The organism is Nocardioides sp., assembly GCF_024509035.1.
Classification (GTDB): Bacteria; Actinomycetota; Actinomycetes; order Propionibacteriales; family Nocardioidaceae; genus Nocardioides.
Genome location: NZ_JANINT010000445.1, coordinates 1 through 16,605, shown reverse-complemented (window position 1 = coordinate 16,605; position 16,605 = coordinate 1). Strand labels below are relative to the sequence as shown.

The 16,605-nt window shown below is 73.1% G+C and carries 15 protein-coding genes; 5 read left to right on the top strand and 10 right to left on the bottom strand.

The window, feature by feature from the left end:
- The 4 genes from Q0L15_RS24270 to Q0L15_RS24255 all read right to left on the bottom strand — a co-directional run.
- Positions 1-361, bottom strand: a 361-nt coding sequence (locus tag Q0L15_RS24270) for a class III extradiol ring-cleavage dioxygenase (protein ID WP_296607424.1), incomplete at its 3' end; no start/stop codon positions are given.
- 28 nt (positions 362-389) lie between these two features.
- Complete coding sequence (locus Q0L15_RS24265) at positions 390-1,046, bottom strand: uracil-DNA glycosylase (protein ID WP_296607425.1); 657 nt, start codon at positions 1,044-1,046, stop codon at positions 390-392.
- A gap of 68 nt (positions 1,047-1,114) precedes the next feature.
- On the bottom strand, positions 1,115-2,146 hold the full coding sequence (locus Q0L15_RS24260; protein WP_296607423.1) for a hypothetical protein: 1,032 nt from the start codon (positions 2,144-2,146) through the stop codon (positions 1,115-1,117).
- Positions 2,143-3,660 (bottom strand): flavin monoamine oxidase family protein, encoded by a 1,518-nt coding sequence (locus Q0L15_RS24255; protein ID WP_296607422.1) that lies wholly within the window; start codon positions 3,658-3,660, stop codon positions 2,143-2,145. Before Q0L15_RS24255 ends, Q0L15_RS24260 begins: the two co-directional genes overlap by 4 nt.
- Positions 3,661-3,724: 64 nt before the next feature.
- On the opposite strand from Q0L15_RS24255, the gene Q0L15_RS24250 reads away from it, so the two are divergent.
- The gene (locus Q0L15_RS24250) at positions 3,725-4,378 is read left to right on the top strand and encodes a TetR/AcrR family transcriptional regulator (protein WP_296607421.1); all 654 of its coding nucleotides are present in this window, start codon (positions 3,725-3,727) and stop codon (positions 4,376-4,378) included.
- A gap of 35 nt (positions 4,379-4,413) precedes the next feature.
- Positions 4,414-5,331 carry a carbohydrate kinase family protein gene (locus Q0L15_RS24245; RefSeq protein ID WP_296607420.1) on the top strand — a complete coding sequence of 306 codons (918 nt, stop codon included), beginning with the start codon at positions 4,414-4,416 and terminating at the stop codon, positions 5,329-5,331.
- A 151-nt stretch (positions 5,332-5,482) separates the two neighbouring features.
- Here the strand turns inward: Q0L15_RS24245 and Q0L15_RS24240 are convergent, their stop codons facing one another.
- The 5 genes from Q0L15_RS24240 to Q0L15_RS24220 form a co-directional block, all read right to left on the bottom strand.
- The gene (locus tag Q0L15_RS24240) at positions 5,483-7,204 is read right to left on the bottom strand and encodes a carboxypeptidase-like regulatory domain-containing protein (protein WP_296607419.1); all 1,722 of its coding nucleotides are present in this window, start codon (positions 7,202-7,204) and stop codon (positions 5,483-5,485) included.
- A 33-nt stretch (positions 7,205-7,237) separates the two neighbouring features.
- Complete coding sequence (locus Q0L15_RS24235; RefSeq protein ID WP_296607418.1) at positions 7,238-8,695, bottom strand: aminotransferase class V-fold PLP-dependent enzyme; 1,458 nt, start codon at positions 8,693-8,695, stop codon at positions 7,238-7,240.
- Entirely contained in the window at positions 8,692-10,023 is a 1,332-nt protein-coding gene (locus Q0L15_RS24230; RefSeq protein WP_296607417.1) for an MFS transporter, read from the bottom strand. The genes Q0L15_RS24235 and Q0L15_RS24230 overlap by 4 nt, the downstream gene beginning before the upstream one ends.
- Positions 10,024-10,121: 98 nt before the next feature.
- On the bottom strand, positions 10,122-11,447 hold the full coding sequence (locus tag Q0L15_RS24225; protein WP_296607416.1) for an alpha/beta fold hydrolase: 1,326 nt from the start codon (positions 11,445-11,447) through the stop codon (positions 10,122-10,124).
- Between the two features lie 88 nt (positions 11,448-11,535).
- Positions 11,536-12,975 carry a trehalose-6-phosphate synthase gene (locus Q0L15_RS24220; RefSeq protein ID WP_296607415.1) on the bottom strand — a complete coding sequence of 480 codons (1,440 nt, stop codon included), beginning with the start codon at positions 12,973-12,975 and terminating at the stop codon, positions 11,536-11,538.
- A 112-nt stretch (positions 12,976-13,087) separates the two neighbouring features.
- Here Q0L15_RS24220 and Q0L15_RS24215 point away from each other — a divergent pair, with 112 nt between their 5' ends.
- Together Q0L15_RS24215 and Q0L15_RS24210 are read left to right on the top strand one after the other, a co-directional pair.
- On the top strand, positions 13,088-14,383 hold the full coding sequence (locus Q0L15_RS24215; RefSeq protein WP_296607414.1) for a sensor histidine kinase: 1,296 nt from the start codon (positions 13,088-13,090) through the stop codon (positions 14,381-14,383).
- A 10-nt stretch (positions 14,384-14,393) separates the two neighbouring features.
- The gene (locus Q0L15_RS24210) at positions 14,394-15,041 is read left to right on the top strand and encodes a response regulator transcription factor (RefSeq protein ID WP_296607413.1); all 648 of its coding nucleotides are present in this window, start codon (positions 14,394-14,396) and stop codon (positions 15,039-15,041) included.
- A 2-nt stretch (positions 15,042-15,043) separates the two neighbouring features.
- Here the strand turns inward: Q0L15_RS24210 and Q0L15_RS24205 are convergent, their stop codons facing one another.
- Positions 15,044-16,051, bottom strand: coding sequence for a Gfo/Idh/MocA family oxidoreductase (locus tag Q0L15_RS24205; RefSeq protein ID WP_296607412.1), 1,008 nt, complete (start codon positions 16,049-16,051; stop codon positions 15,044-15,046).
- 136 nt (positions 16,052-16,187) lie between these two features.
- Between Q0L15_RS24205 and Q0L15_RS24200 the strand changes: the two genes are divergently transcribed.
- Positions 16,188-16,481, top strand: a complete 294-nt coding sequence (locus Q0L15_RS24200) for a DUF3263 domain-containing protein (RefSeq protein ID WP_296607411.1) — start codon at positions 16,188-16,190, stop codon at positions 16,479-16,481.
- Positions 16,482-16,605: the final 124 nt, after the last annotated feature.

Below are 16,605 nucleotides of genomic sequence, written 5' to 3'. Positions count from 1 at the left end.
GGTACATGATCCTCAGCGGCACCCACGCGCCGTGGTCGAGGCCGCGGCTGGCGTGCTGGTGGACCGGCTCGCTCGCCGGCATCATCGCGGCCACGCGTTGCGCGAGCGCCGTGGCGTCCGGCGTCTCGTAGGTCATCTGGTAGTACCGCGGGGCGAAGCCGCCGAAGTCGTACACCAGCGGCGCGCCGCTCGCGCTCAGGCTGACCGGCGCCGACTCCCAGTGGGCGCTGACGATGAGGATCGCCTTCGGTCGCGGCAGGTCGTTGGCCCAGGCCGCCAGCTGCCCCGACCACACCGGGTCGTCGAGGAGCGGCGGAGCGCCGTGGCCGATGTAGAGGGCGGGCATGCGGTTCGCGTTCATGATCACTCCAATGGTTGTAACTTCAACTTTATTCCATCGGGAGCGACCAGTCGAGTGGTGCGGCGCCCTGCTCGGCGAGCAGGGCGTTCGCCCGGCTGAAGGGCCGGGAGCCGAAGAAGCCGCGGTACGCCGACAGCGGCGAGGGGTGCGGGGACTCCACGACCGGCACGGGCCCGAGCATGGGCTTGAGGTTGCGCGCGTCGCTGCCCCACAGGATCGCCACGAGCGGGCCACCTCGCCGGGCCAGCGCCTCGATCGCGCACGCCGTGATCGGCTCCCAGCCCTTGCCGCGGTGGCTGTTGGAGGCGCCGGGCTGCACCGTGAGGCTCCTGTTGAGCAGCATCACGCCCTGGTCGGCCCAGGCCGTCAGGTCGCCGTGGCGCGGCGGCATGATCCCGAGGTCGTCGCGCAGCTCGGTGTAGATGTTGACCAGGCTCGGCGGCAGCGGCCACACGTCGCGCCGCACCGCGAAGCTCAGCCCGATCGGGTGCTCGGGGTTGGGGTAGGGGTCCTGCCCCACGATCAGCACGCGGACGTCGGCGAGCGGACGCTCGAACGCGCGGAAGACCCGCTCGCCTGTGGGCTGGTAGGGCCGTCCGGCCGCGAGCTCCGCCCGCAGGAACCGCCCCATCGCCGCGACCTGCGCATCCACCGGCGCCAGCGCCGCGGCCCAGTCCTGGCTCATGAGTCCCTTGTCGACGAGTCCGGCCAGCGCGCTCACGGTCCGCAGGCTAGCGGCCGACGCGGGGCTCGTCAGAAGCCGGCGCGGCGCGGCAGGTACGGCGGGCGGCCGGGCTCACCGACGTACACGTCGAGGATCGCCTGGTGGGTGCGGTCGCCGGCGATCGCTGACTGGTTGGCGACCAGGACCCGCCGGCCGAGGAACGTCGCGCTGCAGGGGGTGTCGAACGGGATCGGGGAGCCGTTGTCACCGGTCAGGGCGGTGCCGTAGCGGCGTACCTCCTCGCCGGTGGCGGTCAGCTCGACGAGCTGGTTGGAGAGTCCCGCGAGCGCGACGTACACGTGCCCGGAGCGGCCGACGCCGAACCCGTCGGGCAGGTCGCCGGGCTGGGAGGTCCACAGCGTCTCGATCTCGCCGGGGCGGCCGTCGGCCCCGATCGGCAGCCGGTAGAGCGCGCCGTTGGTGGGCAGCGTGCCGCCGTCGGTCACGGTCTGCTGGGTGATGAGCAGGTCGCGCCGCCCCGGCCGGTAGCGGATGCCGGTCGTGCCGAACTCGATCGCGCCGGTCAACGCGGGGGAGCGGAACCACGGTCGCGGCGTCCGCGACCCGTGCGGCACCTTCCAGATCACGCCGTCGGCGTAGTCGGTGACGAAGAGCGCGCCACGCGGCCCCCACGTCGCGTAGTTGGGCACCGCGCCGTCGGGGAGGCGCACGACCCGGCGGAACCGCCCGGTCCTGACGTCGAGCGTCATGACCGAGGCGGTCGAGGTCTCCAGCAGCACGAGCCTGCCGTCGCGCGTCTGGTTGGCGACCTGCACGCCGTGGTCCTCGCCGAGGACCTGGCCCGGCACCGTCCAGCTGCGCAGCAGCGTGCCGTCGCCGCGCCACTCGAAGACCCGCGAGGGCGCCGAGCTGCCGGTGTCGATGTAGGTGCCGGCGTACACCCGCCCGTTGGTGTGCGCGTGGACGTACGCCGGGAAGCCGGGCGACGGCACCAGCGAGAAGACCCGGGTGTCGCCCTTATCCCGCACCTGGGCGGACGCCGGGGGCGAGCACGTGAGCGCCAGCACGCCAGCGGCCAGCCCGGCCAGCAGCCGCCTCACAGTCGCTCCCCGACCTCGATCGCGGCCCGCTCGCCGGCGCGCACGGCGCCGTCCATGTAGCCGGTCCAGTACGTCGAGGTCTCGGTGCCGGCCCAGTGCACCCGGCCGAACGGCTGCCGGATCGCCGATCCGAACCGGACCATCGTGCCGGGGGCGTGGAACGCGGTCGGGCCGCCGCGGGTCCACTGCTCCTTGGTCCAGTCGTGCTCGACGTAGTCGATCGGGCGCAGCGCCTCCTCGCCGAACATCGCCGCGAAGCCCTCGAGCACCGCCCGGCGCCGCTTCGCCACCGGGAGCGGCCCGTACTCGCGCCAGGTCGCACCGCCGACGAACGCGAGCAGCACTCCCGGCGTGCCGTCCTTCGGCGAGTTGTCGAAGACCGCGCGGGCCGCGCCGGAGTCGCTGATGCCGAAGCCGTTGAGACCGGCGTCGCGCCAGAACGGCCGCTGGTAGATCGCGTCGCACTTCATCAGCTGGCCCATGTCGAGGTGGCGCAGCAGCTGGAGCCGCCGGGTCGGGAGCCGTGGGAACCAGTCGATGTCGAGCACGAGCGGCGGCGGCGCCGCGACGATCACGCGGCGGGCGGTGACCGTGCCGCGCCCGGTGTGGACGACGACGCGGTGGTCGCGCTGCTCGATGCGCCGCACCGGTGCGCGCAGCGCCACGATGTCGCCGAGCTTGCGGGCGAGCCGGATCGGCACCAGCTGGGAGCCGCCGACGAACCGGCGCTCCTGCGCGCCGCCCGCGGTGTCGGAGTTGCGCGAGAACGTGCCGACTTCTCGCTCGTTGCCCGAGCAGGCGACGTACCAGAGCACGAACAGCAGCGAGAGCTCGTCGGGGTCGGCGCCGAAGCCGGGCTGGGTCCAGGACTTGATCAGGTTGCCGACGCCGTCGGGGTTGACGCTGTTGCGGCGGATGAACTCGCCGAGGCTCATCGCGTCCCAGTCGGCGGCGCTCGGGTGGGCCCACGGCGCGGAGACGTCGATCTCGGCGGCCATGCTGTCGATGCGGGTCAGCAGCACCGCGGCGTCGGGCAGGATCGTGAGGTCGGGCGGGACGGTGCCGGAGTACTCCATCCGCCCGGTCAGGGAGGAGATGTAGACGCTGTTGCCGGTGTTGTACTCCGGGAACGTCGGCACCTTCAGCTCGCGCGCGAGCCGCAGGATGTGGTCCTGCGTCGGCCCGACGAACGCGCCGCCGGACTCGATCGTCTCGCCGCCGCCCTGGCGGAGATGGTGGTTGAGCACCCGGCCGCCGACGCGGTCGCGTGCCTCGAGGAGGAGTACGTCGTAGCCGTCGCGCGCCAGCTGCCGGGCGGCGACCAGGCCCGAGATGCCGCCGCCGACCACGACCGCGTCCACCCGGCGGGGCAGTGAGCCCTGGCGCGAGCCGGCCGCGACCGCATCGTGCAGCGCCCCCGTGCCGAGGGCGGCGCCCCCGAGGGCTGCGCTGCCCAGGAGCAGGCGGCGCGAGACGGTGCCGGCGAGGGGCGTGGAGGGCAGGGGCTGGGTCACGGCAACTCCTGGAGTCCAGATGTGAACGTGTGTCACATTCGTGTTCGTACCCTACACTGGCTCCGTGCCTGCGGCTGCGACCTCGACCACCACCCCGAAGCGACGGGTCCCGCGGCAGGAGCGCAGCCGCCGCCGCGTCGAGGACCTCCTCGACGCGGCGGCGCGGCTCGTCGTCGAGCACGGCGTCGAGGCCGTCACGACCCGCGACATCGCCGAGGCGGCCGGTGCCCCGGTCGCCTCGCTCTACCAGTACTTCTCCGACAAGGAGGACGTCATGCTCGCGCTCGCCCAGCGCGACATGGACGAGATGGACACCCAGGTCGCCGAGGACCTCGCCGCCGTCGAGGAGCTGTCGGTCGCCTCCCTGGTGCGCACGACGATGCGGGCGTTCGTGAGCGTCTACCACCGGCGCCCGGCCTTCGTGGAGATCTACTTGCGCGGGCGCACCAACGTCGCCGTCCACCGCTTCGGTCGCGAGCACAACGCTCGCATCGCCGAGACCCTCCAGTCCTTCGCTGTCGATGCCGGTCTGGCCCGGCCCGACCTGCCGGTCTCGGCCGCATTGCTCGCCGTCGAGGTCGGCGATCGCGTCTTCCAGCTCGCGTTCGAGGACTCCCTCGACGGCGACGAGGCGATGGTCGAGGAGGGCATCGCACTGGTGACGGCCTACCTCGAGCGCTACGCCACGCCCGCCGGCCTCGACGGCGTACGCCGCTGACCCCGACGTCCGGTCCCGACCAGGAGATGACCAGCATGAAGATCGCCACGATCGGCGTCCACGTCCTCGACACCCACGTGATCGGCATCGAGTCGATCCCGGAGCGCTCCGACGGCCAGCTCGTCGAGACGATCCGGGTCTCCCCGGCCGGCACCGCGGGCGGTACGGCGGTCGTGCTGAGCCGGCTCGGTGCGCAGGTGCACAGCTTCGGCGCGGTCGGCGACGACCCGATCGGCACGACCCTGCTCGCGCTGCTCGAGCGCGAGGGCGTCGACGTCGCCGGCCTGGTGCGCAAGGCCGACCAGCAGACCTCCGCGTCGGTGATCCCGGTGCGGCCCAACGGCGACCGTCCGGCCTGGCACTGCATCGGCGCCAACGGCGCCTTCACCCTCGACGACCTCGACCTGGCCGCGCTCGAGGGCTGCAGCTTCGTGCACCTCGGCGGGCCGGAGTTCCTCGGCGGCGAGGCCGCCGGACGCCTGTTGGCGCACGCGCGCTCGCTCGGGGCCACCACCTCGCTGGACATCCTCGCGCCCGGGGACCCCGACATGCTCGCGTGGGTCGCCGATGCCCTGCCGCACACCGACTACCTGCTGCCCAACGACGAGCAGGTGCTGGGTTTCACCGGCGCCACCTCACTCGCCGACGGCGCCCGTGCGCTGGTCGCCGCGGGCGCAGGATGCGTCGCGGTGACCCAGGGCAGCAAGGGGGCGCTCGTCGTCACTGCCGACGAGACGATCGAGGTGCCGGCGTACGCCATCGACGTGATCGACACGACCGGCTGCGGCGACGCGTTCTCGGCCGGCTTCCTGCGCGGGCTCTCGCTCGGTCGCGACCTGCGCGGTGCCGCGGAGCTCGGCTGCGCGACCGCGGCCCAGGTCGCGCAGGGCGTCGGCACCGACGCGGGGGTCTACTCGCTGGCGTCCGTGGAGGCCTTCGTGAGGGCCCGTTGATCAAGTCCGTGGTCGGCTGACCGCCGCCATGCACGCACGCTGGCTGCGTTGCCGCCGCTCGACAGACGACCCGGTATGCCTTCGCGACGGCGCCTTGCCAGCGCACGCGCCTGGCGACGCTCAGCTCGACCGAGACTCGATCAACAGACCCTTACGGCGTGAGGTCGACCGCGAGGTCGGCGGTGGTCATCTCGCCGGGACGTACGACGAGCGTGCCGTCGAGCGCGTGCCGTCCCCACGACGTGGTGCCGGTCGGCACGTTCGCGTCGTTCCACAGCTCCCAGGTGGTGCAGTCGCGGTAGGTGCCGGGCTCGAGCTCGCCGACGAAGACGCCGTCCTCGAGCGTCAGCTGGCCGCCGGGGCAGGAGACCGCGGTGATGACGCCGGCCGTCCACGGCCACGGCTGTCCGGTGTCGGGGTCGACCAGCCGCACCCGCGCCGACCCCAGGGCAGGCGGTGCGGGCAGGGTGGCCTCGGCCGGCTCGCTCCCGACCCGGACGCGCACCGGGGCGCTCGGCGTGGCGTACTGGTCGCGGGCGACCGTGACGTCGTAGTCCCCGACCGGCAGTCCGGAGATCGCGACCTCGCCGCTGGCCGGCACCTCGCGCGTCGAGAACGTCGCGTCGGGCGAGGCGGAGTCGAGGCGGACGTAGGAGCCCGGATCGGCGTGCAGGGTGACCTCGCCGGGACCGGTCCTCGGCGCGAGGTGCGCCCGGACGGTGTGGTCCGCGCGGACCCGGACGACCTCGCGGTCGGCCCGCCAGTCCTGGACGCCGGGGAGGTTCTGGGTCCGCCAGGACGCGGTCAACACGTACCGCCCCGGCGTGAGCCCGCCGGTCCGGGTGCGGCCGTCGGGGGCGAACAGTCGTCCGAGCCACGGCCCGGAGACCGGACGCAGGCCGACGATCGTGGAGTCGAGGTCCCCGGTCGCCTCGACCGCTCCGCGTGAGCCCGACGGGACGGCGAGCGACAGGTTGCGCACCTCGCCGGCCTGGACGGTCAGGTGGTAGAGGCCCTTGGGCCGGTTGTCCGGGTAGAGGGTGCCGCCACTGTCCGCACCCAGCCGCACCGTGAGCCGACGGCCGATCGGCAGCGGTCCGGTCCGGTAGCGGCCGGTGCGGTCGGTGACGGTGCCGTGGAGACGGTGAACGGTGGACGTCACGACCGCCACGTGCTCGCCGCGCACGGGCCTGCCCCCGACCAGGATGCGGCCGGTGATCAGCGGCCGCGGCCCGAACCGGAGCTCGGTGCTCTCGCCGGCGGTCACCGTCACCGATCGGTCCAGCCAGTCCAGCCGGACGTCGTGCGTCCCCGGAGCGAGGACCGGGAAGACCGTCACGTCCTGGTGGATCTCGGGCCACAGCTCCGACACCGCGGGGCCGGAGAACGGCGGAACCCAGTGGCCGGTCTCGTCGCGGACGGTGAGCGTGGCGGGGCGTACGACGTCGACGTCGCCGACGTCGACGGCCGGGCTGGCCGTCTCGCCGGTCAGGTCGGTGGTGAAGTAGCCGTGCAGCCTCGGGAGGGTGAACGCCTGCTCGTCCGGCCCGACGTAGGTCTTCACGAGCTCGGTGGCCTGCCAGACGTCATCGCAGGCCTCGTCGCTCGAGCACACGACCAGCACGAACCGCGCCGGTCGTTCGGTGCCGGGCAGGGTGAACGTGCCGTCGCTCGCCGTGGTCGTCTCGGCGGCTGCGACGCGCTCGCCGTACGCCGTCATCCGCACGACCACCCCGGCGCGCGGCTGTCCGTCGGGCCCGACGACCCGGCCGGTGACCGGTCCGGGGACGTCGGCGGCCGGGGCCGCGGTGGTGCCGGCCGCGACCAGGCACAGCGCGGCGAGTGCGCCGGCGAGCAGTGGACGGTGTCGCATGGGTGGCCCCCGAGGTCGTCAGACTCCTGCAGGCTACGCCCGTCGTGACGGCCTGGACAGACGGTCGAGGAACGCGACGAGCAGCGCCTCGCGCATGGCCGGCGAGGCCAGGTCGAGCATGGCGTTGACCTCGGCCATCCGGTCGGGGAGGTCGAGTCCGGCGCCCTCGCCGCCGACCAGCCCGGCCGCGACCAGCAGCCCGTCGAAGTCGTCGTCGGTGAGAGCAGCCGGGTCGAGAGCCGCGATGAACTCGGCGATGCCAGGATCGACGCTCACCGGTCCGGCGGCCACGGCCGCGGCCACCGAGTCGGCCAGGGCGGTGAGGAGCTCCTCGACGTGGGCGAGGGTGGCCGCGCTGACCGACAGGTGGATGTTGGGGGGCTGCCCGGCGTACGACATCTGCGGTTGCACGTACCAGTCGCGGGCGGCCATCTCGTCACAGATCGTGAACGCGTCGCACGAGCCGTCGGTGACCAGCGCGACGAGCGTGGAGTCGGGCACGGACGCCAGCCGGAGCTCGGGGATGGAGTCGATGCCGGCGACGATCCGGTCGACGGCCTCGAAGACCTCGCGGGTCAGCTGCTCGTAGCCCGCATCGCCCAGCGACTGCACGACCGCCCACGCGCCCGCGAGCGGGCCCCCGGACTTCGTCGACTGGATCGTCGAGTTGAGCATGGTGTAGCCCGGCCAGTCGGCGTGCGCGAAGTACTGCGGGCGGCGGTGCTCCGGCGAACGGTGCAGCAGGACCGACGTGCCCTTGGGGGCGTAGGCGTACTTGTGGGTGTCGACGGAGATCGAGGTGACGCCGTCGACCGCGAACGTCCAGGGCGGGACCTCGCGGCCGATCCGCGCCGCGTACGGCAGCACCCAGCCGCCGATGCAGCCGTCGACGTGACAGCGGATGCCCCGCTCGGCTGCGGCCGCCGCCACGGGCGGGACCGGGTCGACGACGCCGTGCGCGTACGACGGCGCGGAGACGACCACCAGGACGGTGCGCTCGGGCGCCTCGTCGATCGCGGCCACCATGGCGTCGGGGACGGCGCGGAAGTCGGCGCCGACGGGCACGACGACCGCCTCGACCCCGAAGTAGTGGGCGGCCTTGAGGAACGCCGCGTGCACGGTCGACGGCACGACCATCCGCGGCCGGTCGACGTCGGGGCGGCTGTCGCGCGCACCCTGGACCGCCAGGAGGCAGGACTCGGTGCCGCCGGAGGTCACGGTGCCGACGGCCTCGGGCGGGGCGTCGAGCAGGTCGGCGGCGAAGCCGACCAGCTCGTTCTCCATCTGCAGCAGGCTCGGGAACGCCGTGGGGTCCAGGCCGTTGGAGCCGGCGTAGGCCGCCACGGCCTCGCGGCCGATGCGGTCGACGTCGGGGAGCCCGGAGTCGTAGACGTAGGCCAGCGTGCGTCCGCCGTGGACCGGGAGGTCGGCCGCCTGCATGGCCCGCAGCCGGGCCAGGGCGTCAGCCCCCGGGGCGCCGATGGTGTTCATGCGGCCACCGCCGCGTCGACCTGGGCCGCGTCGAGCGAGTAGCGACGCAGCCACAACAGACTCAGTGCCGTCAGCAAGGCCGGCAGCACCGAGAAGCCGAGGACGATCGCCGTCAGCGCGGAGTCGGGCTGGACGACGTCGCCGTCGGTGGAGGAGCGGTAGCCGCCGATCGCCAGCACCAGCGCGAACACCCCCGGGCCGAGGGCGAGCCCCAAGGTCTCGCCGGCGGTCCACACGCCGGTGTAGACGCCGGCCCGGTTGGTGCCGGTGCGCTGGGCGTCGACCGCCGCCGCGTCGGGCAGCATCGCCATCGGGAACACCTGGCACCCGGCGTACCCGATCCCGACCAGGGCCACGGCGAGGTAGACGAACGCCGGCGGAGCGGTGCGGGCCGTCGCCGCGAGGAGCGCACCCGCGCCGAGGAAGACCGAGGAGGCGACGTACCCGCGCTTCTTGCCGAGCCGGGTGCCGACCGCGGACCACGCCGGGGTGAGCAGGAGGGCGGGGCCGACGAAGCAGACGAACAGGATCGTCGCGGCGCCGTCCTTGCCGAGCACGTCGGAGGCGAGGTAGTCGACGCCGGCGAGCATGCAGCCGGTGGCCAGCGCCTGCACGACGAAGCAGGTGAGCAACCACCGGAAGTCCCGCGCGGTGGCCACGATGCGCAGCTGGTCGCGCAACGACCCGGCGCCCGGCTGCGCGGCAGCCACGCGCGCCCGGCCGGTGCCGGCGTACGCGCCGACGACGCCGACAAGGATGATCACCGCCATCGCCAGCCCCATGACCCGGTAGCCGTCGCGCCCGCCGACCGCGTCGCGGATGGCGGGGGCGCTCGCCCCCGCGAGCAGGATCGTGAACGCCAGGATCGCCACGCGCCACGTCATCAGCCGGGTGCGCTCGTGGTAGGAGGAGGTCATCTCCACGGGCATCGCGACGTAGGGCACCTGGAAGAACGCGTACGCCGTCGCGCACGCGAGGAACACCACCAGCACCCATGCCGCCTCGGCGACCGTGCTCATCTCGGGTGCGGCGAACAGCAGCGCGAACCCGGCCGCGAGCGCGATGCCCGCCCGCAGCAGCCACGGCCGCCGAGGCCCGCGGTCGTCCACGGTGCGGTCGCTGATCCGGCCGGCGATCGGGTTGAGCACCACGTCCCACGCCTTCGGCGCGAACACGATGAACCCGGCGATGATCGCGCTGATGCCGAGGCTGTCGGTCAGGTAGGGCAGCAGCATCAGGCCCGGCACGGTCCCGAACGCACCCGTGGCCACCGACCCCGACCCGTACCCCACCCGCACCCCGCGGGGCAGGCTCTCGCTGGCTGGCATGCGGGGGAGGCTAGCGGTAGGAGTCCCCGGTGGACCGGGGATTCCTGCGCTTGTCGGGGGTTGCAACGGCCGACAAGCGCAAGGAACCCCTGACCAGTTCAGCGGGAGAGGGCCCTCGAGCCGGCCGATCCGTAGCGCCGGCGCGGGTTGGCGCCGATGGCCTCGGCCGACGCCGGGGCCTTCTTGGTGGGCGCCTTCTTCGCCGGTGTCTTCTTGGCGGCGGCCTTCGTGGTGGGCCTCGCCGTCGCGGCCTTCTTGGCCGGTGTCTTCTTGGCGGTGGTCTTCTTCGCCGGCGCCTTCGTGGCCGTGGTCTTCGAGGCCGCCCTGGCCTTCTTGGCCACGGGGGCCGGCTCCTCGACCTCCGACCACTGCCGGATCCACTCGTCGAGCACCCGCCACGTGGTGCCGCGGGCGGCCCGGCCGGTCAGCATGCCGAGGTGCCCGCCGGGCACGATCTCGAAGCGCACCTCGCGGGCGCCGGACAGCAGGGGTACGACGGCGCGGACGGCCTCGACCGGCGCGATCCCGTCGGTGGCGCCGGCGAAGACCAGGACCGGCGCGGTGATCGCCGAGAGCGACACCTCGCGGCCGCCGATCTCCAGCGACCCGGTCGCCATGGCGTTGCCCTTCGCGAACCGGTGGTACAGCTGCCCGAAGCTGCGGCCCGGGTAGGCCGTCATCTTCGCGGTGAACCGGTCGACGGCCTCGACCTGGGCCAAGAAGTCGGTGTCGTCGAGGTGGGTCGCGATCGCCAGCGGCTTGGTGACGAGCTTCTGGAACGACGAGAGCTGGAAGGCCCAGCGCACCAGCGGGGTCGGCGCACCCCCCGCAGCGCGATAGGCACGCGTGACGAGGCCGTGGCCGCCGGTCAGGTCGAGCAGCGGTCGCAGCGGCGCCACCAGCGGCACCCGGGTGACGTCGACCGGCGAGCCGACGACCGAGAGCGACGCGATGGGCAGGTCGGGGCCGTCGGCGGCGGCGAGCATCGCGAAGATGCCCCCGAGGCTCCAGCCGACCACGTGGACGGGCCGGTTGCCGGCGTGCGCGGACACCTCGCGGATCGCCGCGGGCACCACCTCCTCGACCCAGTGCTCGAGGCCCAGGTTGCGGTCGCGGAAGGAGACGTTCCCGTACTCCACGAGGTAGGTCGGGCGCCCCACGCTCACGAAGTGCTCCACCAGCGAGCAGCCCCGGCGCAGGTCGAAGCAGATCGCCGGAGCGGCCAGCGGCGTGACCAGCAGCACCGGGTCGCCCTGCTCGCGCACGTGGGCGACCGGGCGGTAGTGGTAGACCTCGCGCAGCGTCCCGTCGTCGATCAGCGTGCGCGGCATCGGGCGCAGGTCGGCCAGGCCGCCGTAGAGCAGGAGCTGCGCGACGTTGCCGGCCGCAGCCGCTACCTGGTCGGGCTTGGGGACGAGGTCCATGCCCGGAAAACTACTCCTCCCCGCAGAGGTCACGAGGCGGCTCGAGTGAGGTCCCTGACACCCCGCGCGGTGCTCCGGACCGCCCGGGTCACGAGCGGTGCGGAGGTCGGACGGTCTTGCCGTGCGAGGGACGCAGCGCCGCCAGCTCGGCGAGGTAGGTCTCCGCCCAGGCGGCGACGTCGTTCTGGCGCACGGTCTTGCGCATCGCCTTCATCCGGCGGGTGAGGTCGCGCTCGTCGGCGCGGTAGGCCTCGAGGAACGCCGCCTTCATGCCGTTGATGTCGTGAGGGTTGACCAGCCACGCCTGGCGCAGCTCCTCGGCCGCGCCGGCGAACTCCGAGAGCACCAGCGCTCCGTTGTCGTCGAAGCGGCAGGCGACGTACTCCTTGGCCACCAGGTTCATCCCGTCGCGCAGCGGCGTGACCGCCATGATGTCGGCCGCCCGGTAGAACGCCGCCATCTCCTCGCGCGGGTAGGAGGAGTGCAGGTAGTGGATGACCGGGCGCCCGATCTTGCCGAGGTCGCCGTTGACGCGGCCCACGAGCCGGTCGATGTCGTCGCGCAGCAGGCGGTACTGCTCGACCTGCTCACGCGAGGGGGTCGCGACCTGGATGAACACGGCGTCCTCGACGTCGAGGTGCCCGTCGACGACCAGCTCGCTGTAGGCGCGCAACCGGGCGTAGATGCCCTTGGTGTAGTCGAGCCGGTCGACGCCCAGGAAGATCTTGCGCGGGTTGCCGACGGCCTCGCGGATCTCCTTCGCGCGCTGGGTGACCTCCTCGGACCGGGCCAGCTCTTCGAAGCCCTGGGCGTCGATCGAGATCGGGAACGCCGCCGCGCGGACGGTCCGACCGTCGGGCAGGTAGACCAGGTCGCGGTGCGTCTTGTGGCCGACGCGCTGGCGCACCAGGCGTACGAAGTTCTGCGCCGCGCCCTGCAGCTGGAATCCCACCAGGTCGGCGCCGAGGAGCCCCTCGAGCAGCTGGCGTCGCCAGGGCAGCTGCTGGAACAGCTCGGCCGGCGGGAACGGGATGTGCAGGAAGAACCCGATCCGCAGGTCGGGGCGCAGCTCGCGCAGCATCGCCGGCACCAGCTGCAGCTGGTAGTCGTGCACCCACACGGTCGCGCCCTCGGAGGCGGCTGCGGCCGCCGCCTCGGCGAACCTCCGGTTGACCGAGACGTAGGAGTCCCACCACTCGCGGTGGAACTCCGGCTTGGCGACGACGTCGTGGTAGAGCGGCCACAAGGTGGCGTTGGCGAAGCCCTCGTAGAAGTACTCGACCTCCTGCTGGCTCAGGTTGATCGGGACGAGCTGCAGCCCCTCGTCCTCGAACGGCTCGAGGTCGCCCTCGGTGCCGCCCGGCCAGCCGATCCAGATGCCGTCGTTGGCGCGCATCACCGGCTCGATGGCCGTCACCAGGCCGCCGGGCGAGGTCCGCCAGTCCGTGCTGCCGTCGGGCAGTGTCACCCGGTCGACGGGCAGCCGGTTGGCGACGATGACCAGATCAGCCGAGCCAGAGGAAGCCACGTTCCCACCCTAGTTGAGCGTCGGGCAGGGCCGGAGGTGTCGGGCTGGCCCGACATCGGTTGTCGGGCTGGCAGGATCGTGCCCGACCCGCTGGATTCCTAGCGTTTCTCCCATGACGGACCTCAGCATGACGACGACGTACCCCCTGGCGACGCCGGCCCGACCGCACGGCGTACGACGCGTGCTGCTCGAGACCGGCTACAACCTCTCGGCGTTCCCGATCGCGCTGGTCGCGTTCGTCGTCGTGGTCGTCGACCTCGCGCTCGGTGTCGGGCTGTCGGTGCTCATCGGCGGCGTGCTGCTGCTCTCGGTGGGCGTGATGGTCGCGCGCGGGTTCGCGCGGTTCGAGCGGATCCGGCTGCGCGGGATACTGGGTCGCGAGGCGGCCACGCCGGCGTACCTGTGCGCGCGCCCGGGCGACGGGTTCTGGCGACAGCAGCTGATCGTGCTGCGCGACCCCCAGTCGTGGCTGGACGTGGTCTGGGCGCTGGTGGGTCTGGTCACCGGGACGCTGGCCTTCGCCGTGACCGTGGCCTGGTGGGCGGGCGCCGGGGCGGGGCTGACGTACTGGTTCTGGCAGCAGTACCTCCCCGATCGCGAGCCCGGCGAGCACGAGCTCGCCTACTACCTCGGGTTCGGTGACGGCGACACCGCGGCGGCGCTGGTCGAGCTCGTCCTCGGGGTGCTGGTCCTGATCACGCTGCCCTGGGTCGTGCGCCTGGTGACGACCATCCACGCGAGCCTGGCGTCCGTGCTGCTCAGCAGCCGCGCGGAGCTGCAGCGCGAGGTCGCCCGGGTCGAGGGCGGCAGGGACGCCGCGCGGATGGCCGAGGCGGAGTCGCTGCGACGGCTCGAGCGCGACATCCACGACGGACCCCAGCAGCGGCTGGTCCGGCTGACCATGGACCTGGGCCGGGCCAAGCGGCAGCTCGACCAGGACCCCGATCGCGCCTCCGCGACCATCGACGACGCGTTGGCGCAGGCCCGCGAGACCGTCGCCGAGCTGCGCTCGCTCTCGCGCGGGATCGCGCCGCCGCTGCTGGTCGACCGCGGCCTGGCCGCCGCGCTGGAGGAGATGCTGGCCCAGAGCGTCGTGCCGGTGGAGTCGCACATCGACGTACCCCCGTCACTGCCGCCGCACGTGGAGACCGCGGTCTACTTCGTGGTCGCCGAGGCGCTCACGAACATCGCCAAGCACAGTGGCGCCGGCTCGGCGTCGGTGGCGGTCACCGTGGAAGAGCGCGGGGTCGTGGTGCGGGTCGAGGACGACGGCGTCGGCGGCGCCCACCCAGCCAAGGGGCTCGGGCTCGCCGGCCTGCGGCAGCGGCTGGCCGCCGTCGACGGCACACTCGAGCTGACCTCGCCCGAGGGCGGCCCGACGGTGCTGGTGGCGAGGATCCCCCGATGAGGAGTGCCCGATGAGGATCGTGGTCGCCGACGACTCCCTGCTGCTGCGCGAGGGTCTGCTCCTGCTGCTGGCGGAGGCCGGCCACGAGGTCGTCGCCTCGGTCGGCGACGGTCCGGCGTTCGCCGCCGCGATGCTGGAGCAGCGTCCCGACCTCGGGATCGTCGACGTGCGGATGCCGCCCAGCCACACCGACGAGGGCCTGCGCGCGGCGCTCGACGTACGCCGGTCCTGGTCCGAGGCGCGGATCGTCGTGCTCTCGCAGTACGTCGAGGTCTCCTACGCCGACGACCTGCTGGCGACCGGCGACGGGGGCGTGGGCTACCTGCTCAAGGACCGGGTCAGCGACCTCGACGACTTCCTGGCTGCGATCGCGGCGGTCGCGGCCGGCGGCACCGCGCTCGATCCGCTGGTCGTGCGGCAGCTGATGGGCCGCAACCGCGACCCGCTCGTCGACCTCACCCCGCGCGAGCGCGAGGTGCTCTCGCTGATGGCCGAGGGCCGCTCGAACGCCGCGATCGCCGAGGCGCTCTCGGTGTCGCTCGCCGGCGTCGAGAAGCACACCCAGCGGATCTTCGCCAAGCTCGGGTTGCTGCCCGACGACGACACGGCGCACCGGCGGGTGGCCGCCGTCCTGCGGTTCCTGCGTTCGGCCGGCTGAGGTCAGCTCGGGAAGGTGACCCCCACCTGGGCGCGCAGCTCGTCCATCTGCCGCAGCAGCGTGAGCGTCTGCTCGTGGGGGACCAGCGGGCTCTCGCGCAGGTCGTCGCGCAGGCAGCGGCCGACCTCGGCGATCTCGTTGCCGTAGCCCTGGCCGATCACCAGCTCCTCGCCCAGGAGGACCATCGGCTCGCCCGGCTCGACGACCCAGCTGCCGGGGCCGGGCGCGTGCGGGACGAACACCGCCTGCGTCGGGTGGTGGAAGTCGTCGAAGTGGATGCGACCCCGGTCGGTGGCGATCTCGCAGCGGCGCGAGGAGTACGACGTCATCGAGGCCGTCATCGTCGCGAGCGCGCCCCCGGGGTAGCGACCGGCGATCGCGATGTCGAGGTCGATGCCCCGGTCGGAGAGGGCGGCGGTGGCGGTGAGCTGCTCGGCGGGTCCGAGCAGCAGGTGGGCCACGGTGAGCGGGTAGATGCCCATGTCGAGCAGCGCGGAGGCGCCGAGCTCGGGGTTGAGCATCCGGTCGTCGGGGTCGGCGTCGACGCGGAAGCCGAGCTCGGCGTGCAGGTGCCGCGGCGTGCCCAGCTCGCCGGACCAGATCTGCTCGCGCAGCGCCCGGATCACCGGGTGGCAGGCCGTCCACATGGCCTCCATGAGGAACCGGTCGTGGACGCCCGCGAGGCGCACCATCTCCTCGGCGTCGGCCACGTCGAGGGTGAGCGGCTTCTCGCACAGCACGTGCTTGCCGGCCTCGAACGCCAGCCGGGCGTTGTCGAGGTGGAGCGCGTGGGGCGTGGCGATGTAGATGACGTCGACGTCGGGGTCGGCGACCAGCGCCTCGTAGGAGCCGTGGGCGGTGCCGCCGTACTCCGCCGTGAACGCCTCGGCGCTCTCGAGGCGCCGTGAGCCGGCCGCGGCGAGGTGGGCCCCGGGCACGAGGGCCAGGTCGCGGGCGAACGCGTGGGCGATCTTGCCGGTCGCCAGGATGCCCCAGCCGATGGATTCCATGGATCGGAGGCTAGCGCTCCTCAGCTCCGCGCGGACCCATCCGGAGGGTCGAATGACATCGGTGTGGTTCGTCGCCTACAGTGAGCCTCACCAGTCGTGTGCCAGTCATGTCTGAGAGAGTGCGGGGAGAGATCTCATGGATGCCGCGAACGCCTTCGAGGCTGACGCCGGGGTCAGCCTGACCCTCAGTGACCGTGACCGCGAGATCCTCGACTTCGAGCGCCAGTGGTGGAAGTACGCCGGCGCCAAGGAGACCGCGGTCCGCGAGAAGTTCGACATGTCCTCGACGCGCTACTACCAGGTGCTCAACGCGCTCATCGACCGCCCCGAGGCGCTCGAGGCCGACCCGCTGCTGGTGCGGCGGCTGCGGCGGCTGCGCTCGGCGCGCCAGCGGCAGCGCTCGGCCCGGCGCCTCGGCTTCGAGGTCTGAGCATGCGCCGCCGCGACGAGCGAGGCGTGGTCACCCCGTCGCCGGTCGTGATGCTCAGTGTCATCGCGGTCGCGATGGCCGGCATCGCGTTCGTCGCGACCCGCGGTGGCGAGCCCACCGAGCG

Excerpts from the sequence above, each read along its gene's own strand:
- Q0L15_RS24200 (WP_296607411.1), top strand. The coding sequence starts at position 16,188 with ATGGATGCCGCGAACGCCTTCGAGGCTGACGCCGGGGTCAGCCTGACC.
- Q0L15_RS24225 (WP_296607416.1), bottom strand. The coding sequence starts at position 11,447 with ATGGACCTCGTCCCCAAGCCCGACCAGGTAGCGGCTGCGGCCGGCAAC.
- Q0L15_RS24235 (WP_296607418.1), bottom strand. The coding sequence starts at position 8,695 with ATGAACACCATCGGCGCCCCGGGGGCTGACGCCCTGGCCCGGCTGCGG.
- Q0L15_RS24210 (WP_296607413.1), top strand. The coding sequence starts at position 14,394 with ATGAGGATCGTGGTCGCCGACGACTCCCTGCTGCTGCGCGAGGGTCTG.
- Q0L15_RS24205 (WP_296607412.1), bottom strand. The coding sequence starts at position 16,051 with ATGGAATCCATCGGCTGGGGCATCCTGGCGACCGGCAAGATCGCCCAC.
- Q0L15_RS24245 (WP_296607420.1), top strand. The coding sequence starts at position 4,414 with ATGAAGATCGCCACGATCGGCGTCCACGTCCTCGACACCCACGTGATC.
- Q0L15_RS24230 (WP_296607417.1), bottom strand. The coding sequence starts at position 10,023 with ATGCCAGCCAGCGAGAGCCTGCCCCGCGGGGTGCGGGTGGGGTACGGG.
- Q0L15_RS24265 (WP_296607425.1), bottom strand. The coding sequence starts at position 1,046 with ATGAGCCAGGACTGGGCCGCGGCGCTGGCGCCGGTGGATGCGCAGGTC.
- Q0L15_RS24240 (WP_296607419.1), bottom strand. The coding sequence starts at position 7,204 with ATGCGACACCGTCCACTGCTCGCCGGCGCACTCGCCGCGCTGTGCCTG.
- Q0L15_RS24215 (WP_296607414.1), top strand. The coding sequence starts at position 13,088 with ATGACGGACCTCAGCATGACGACGACGTACCCCCTGGCGACGCCGGCC.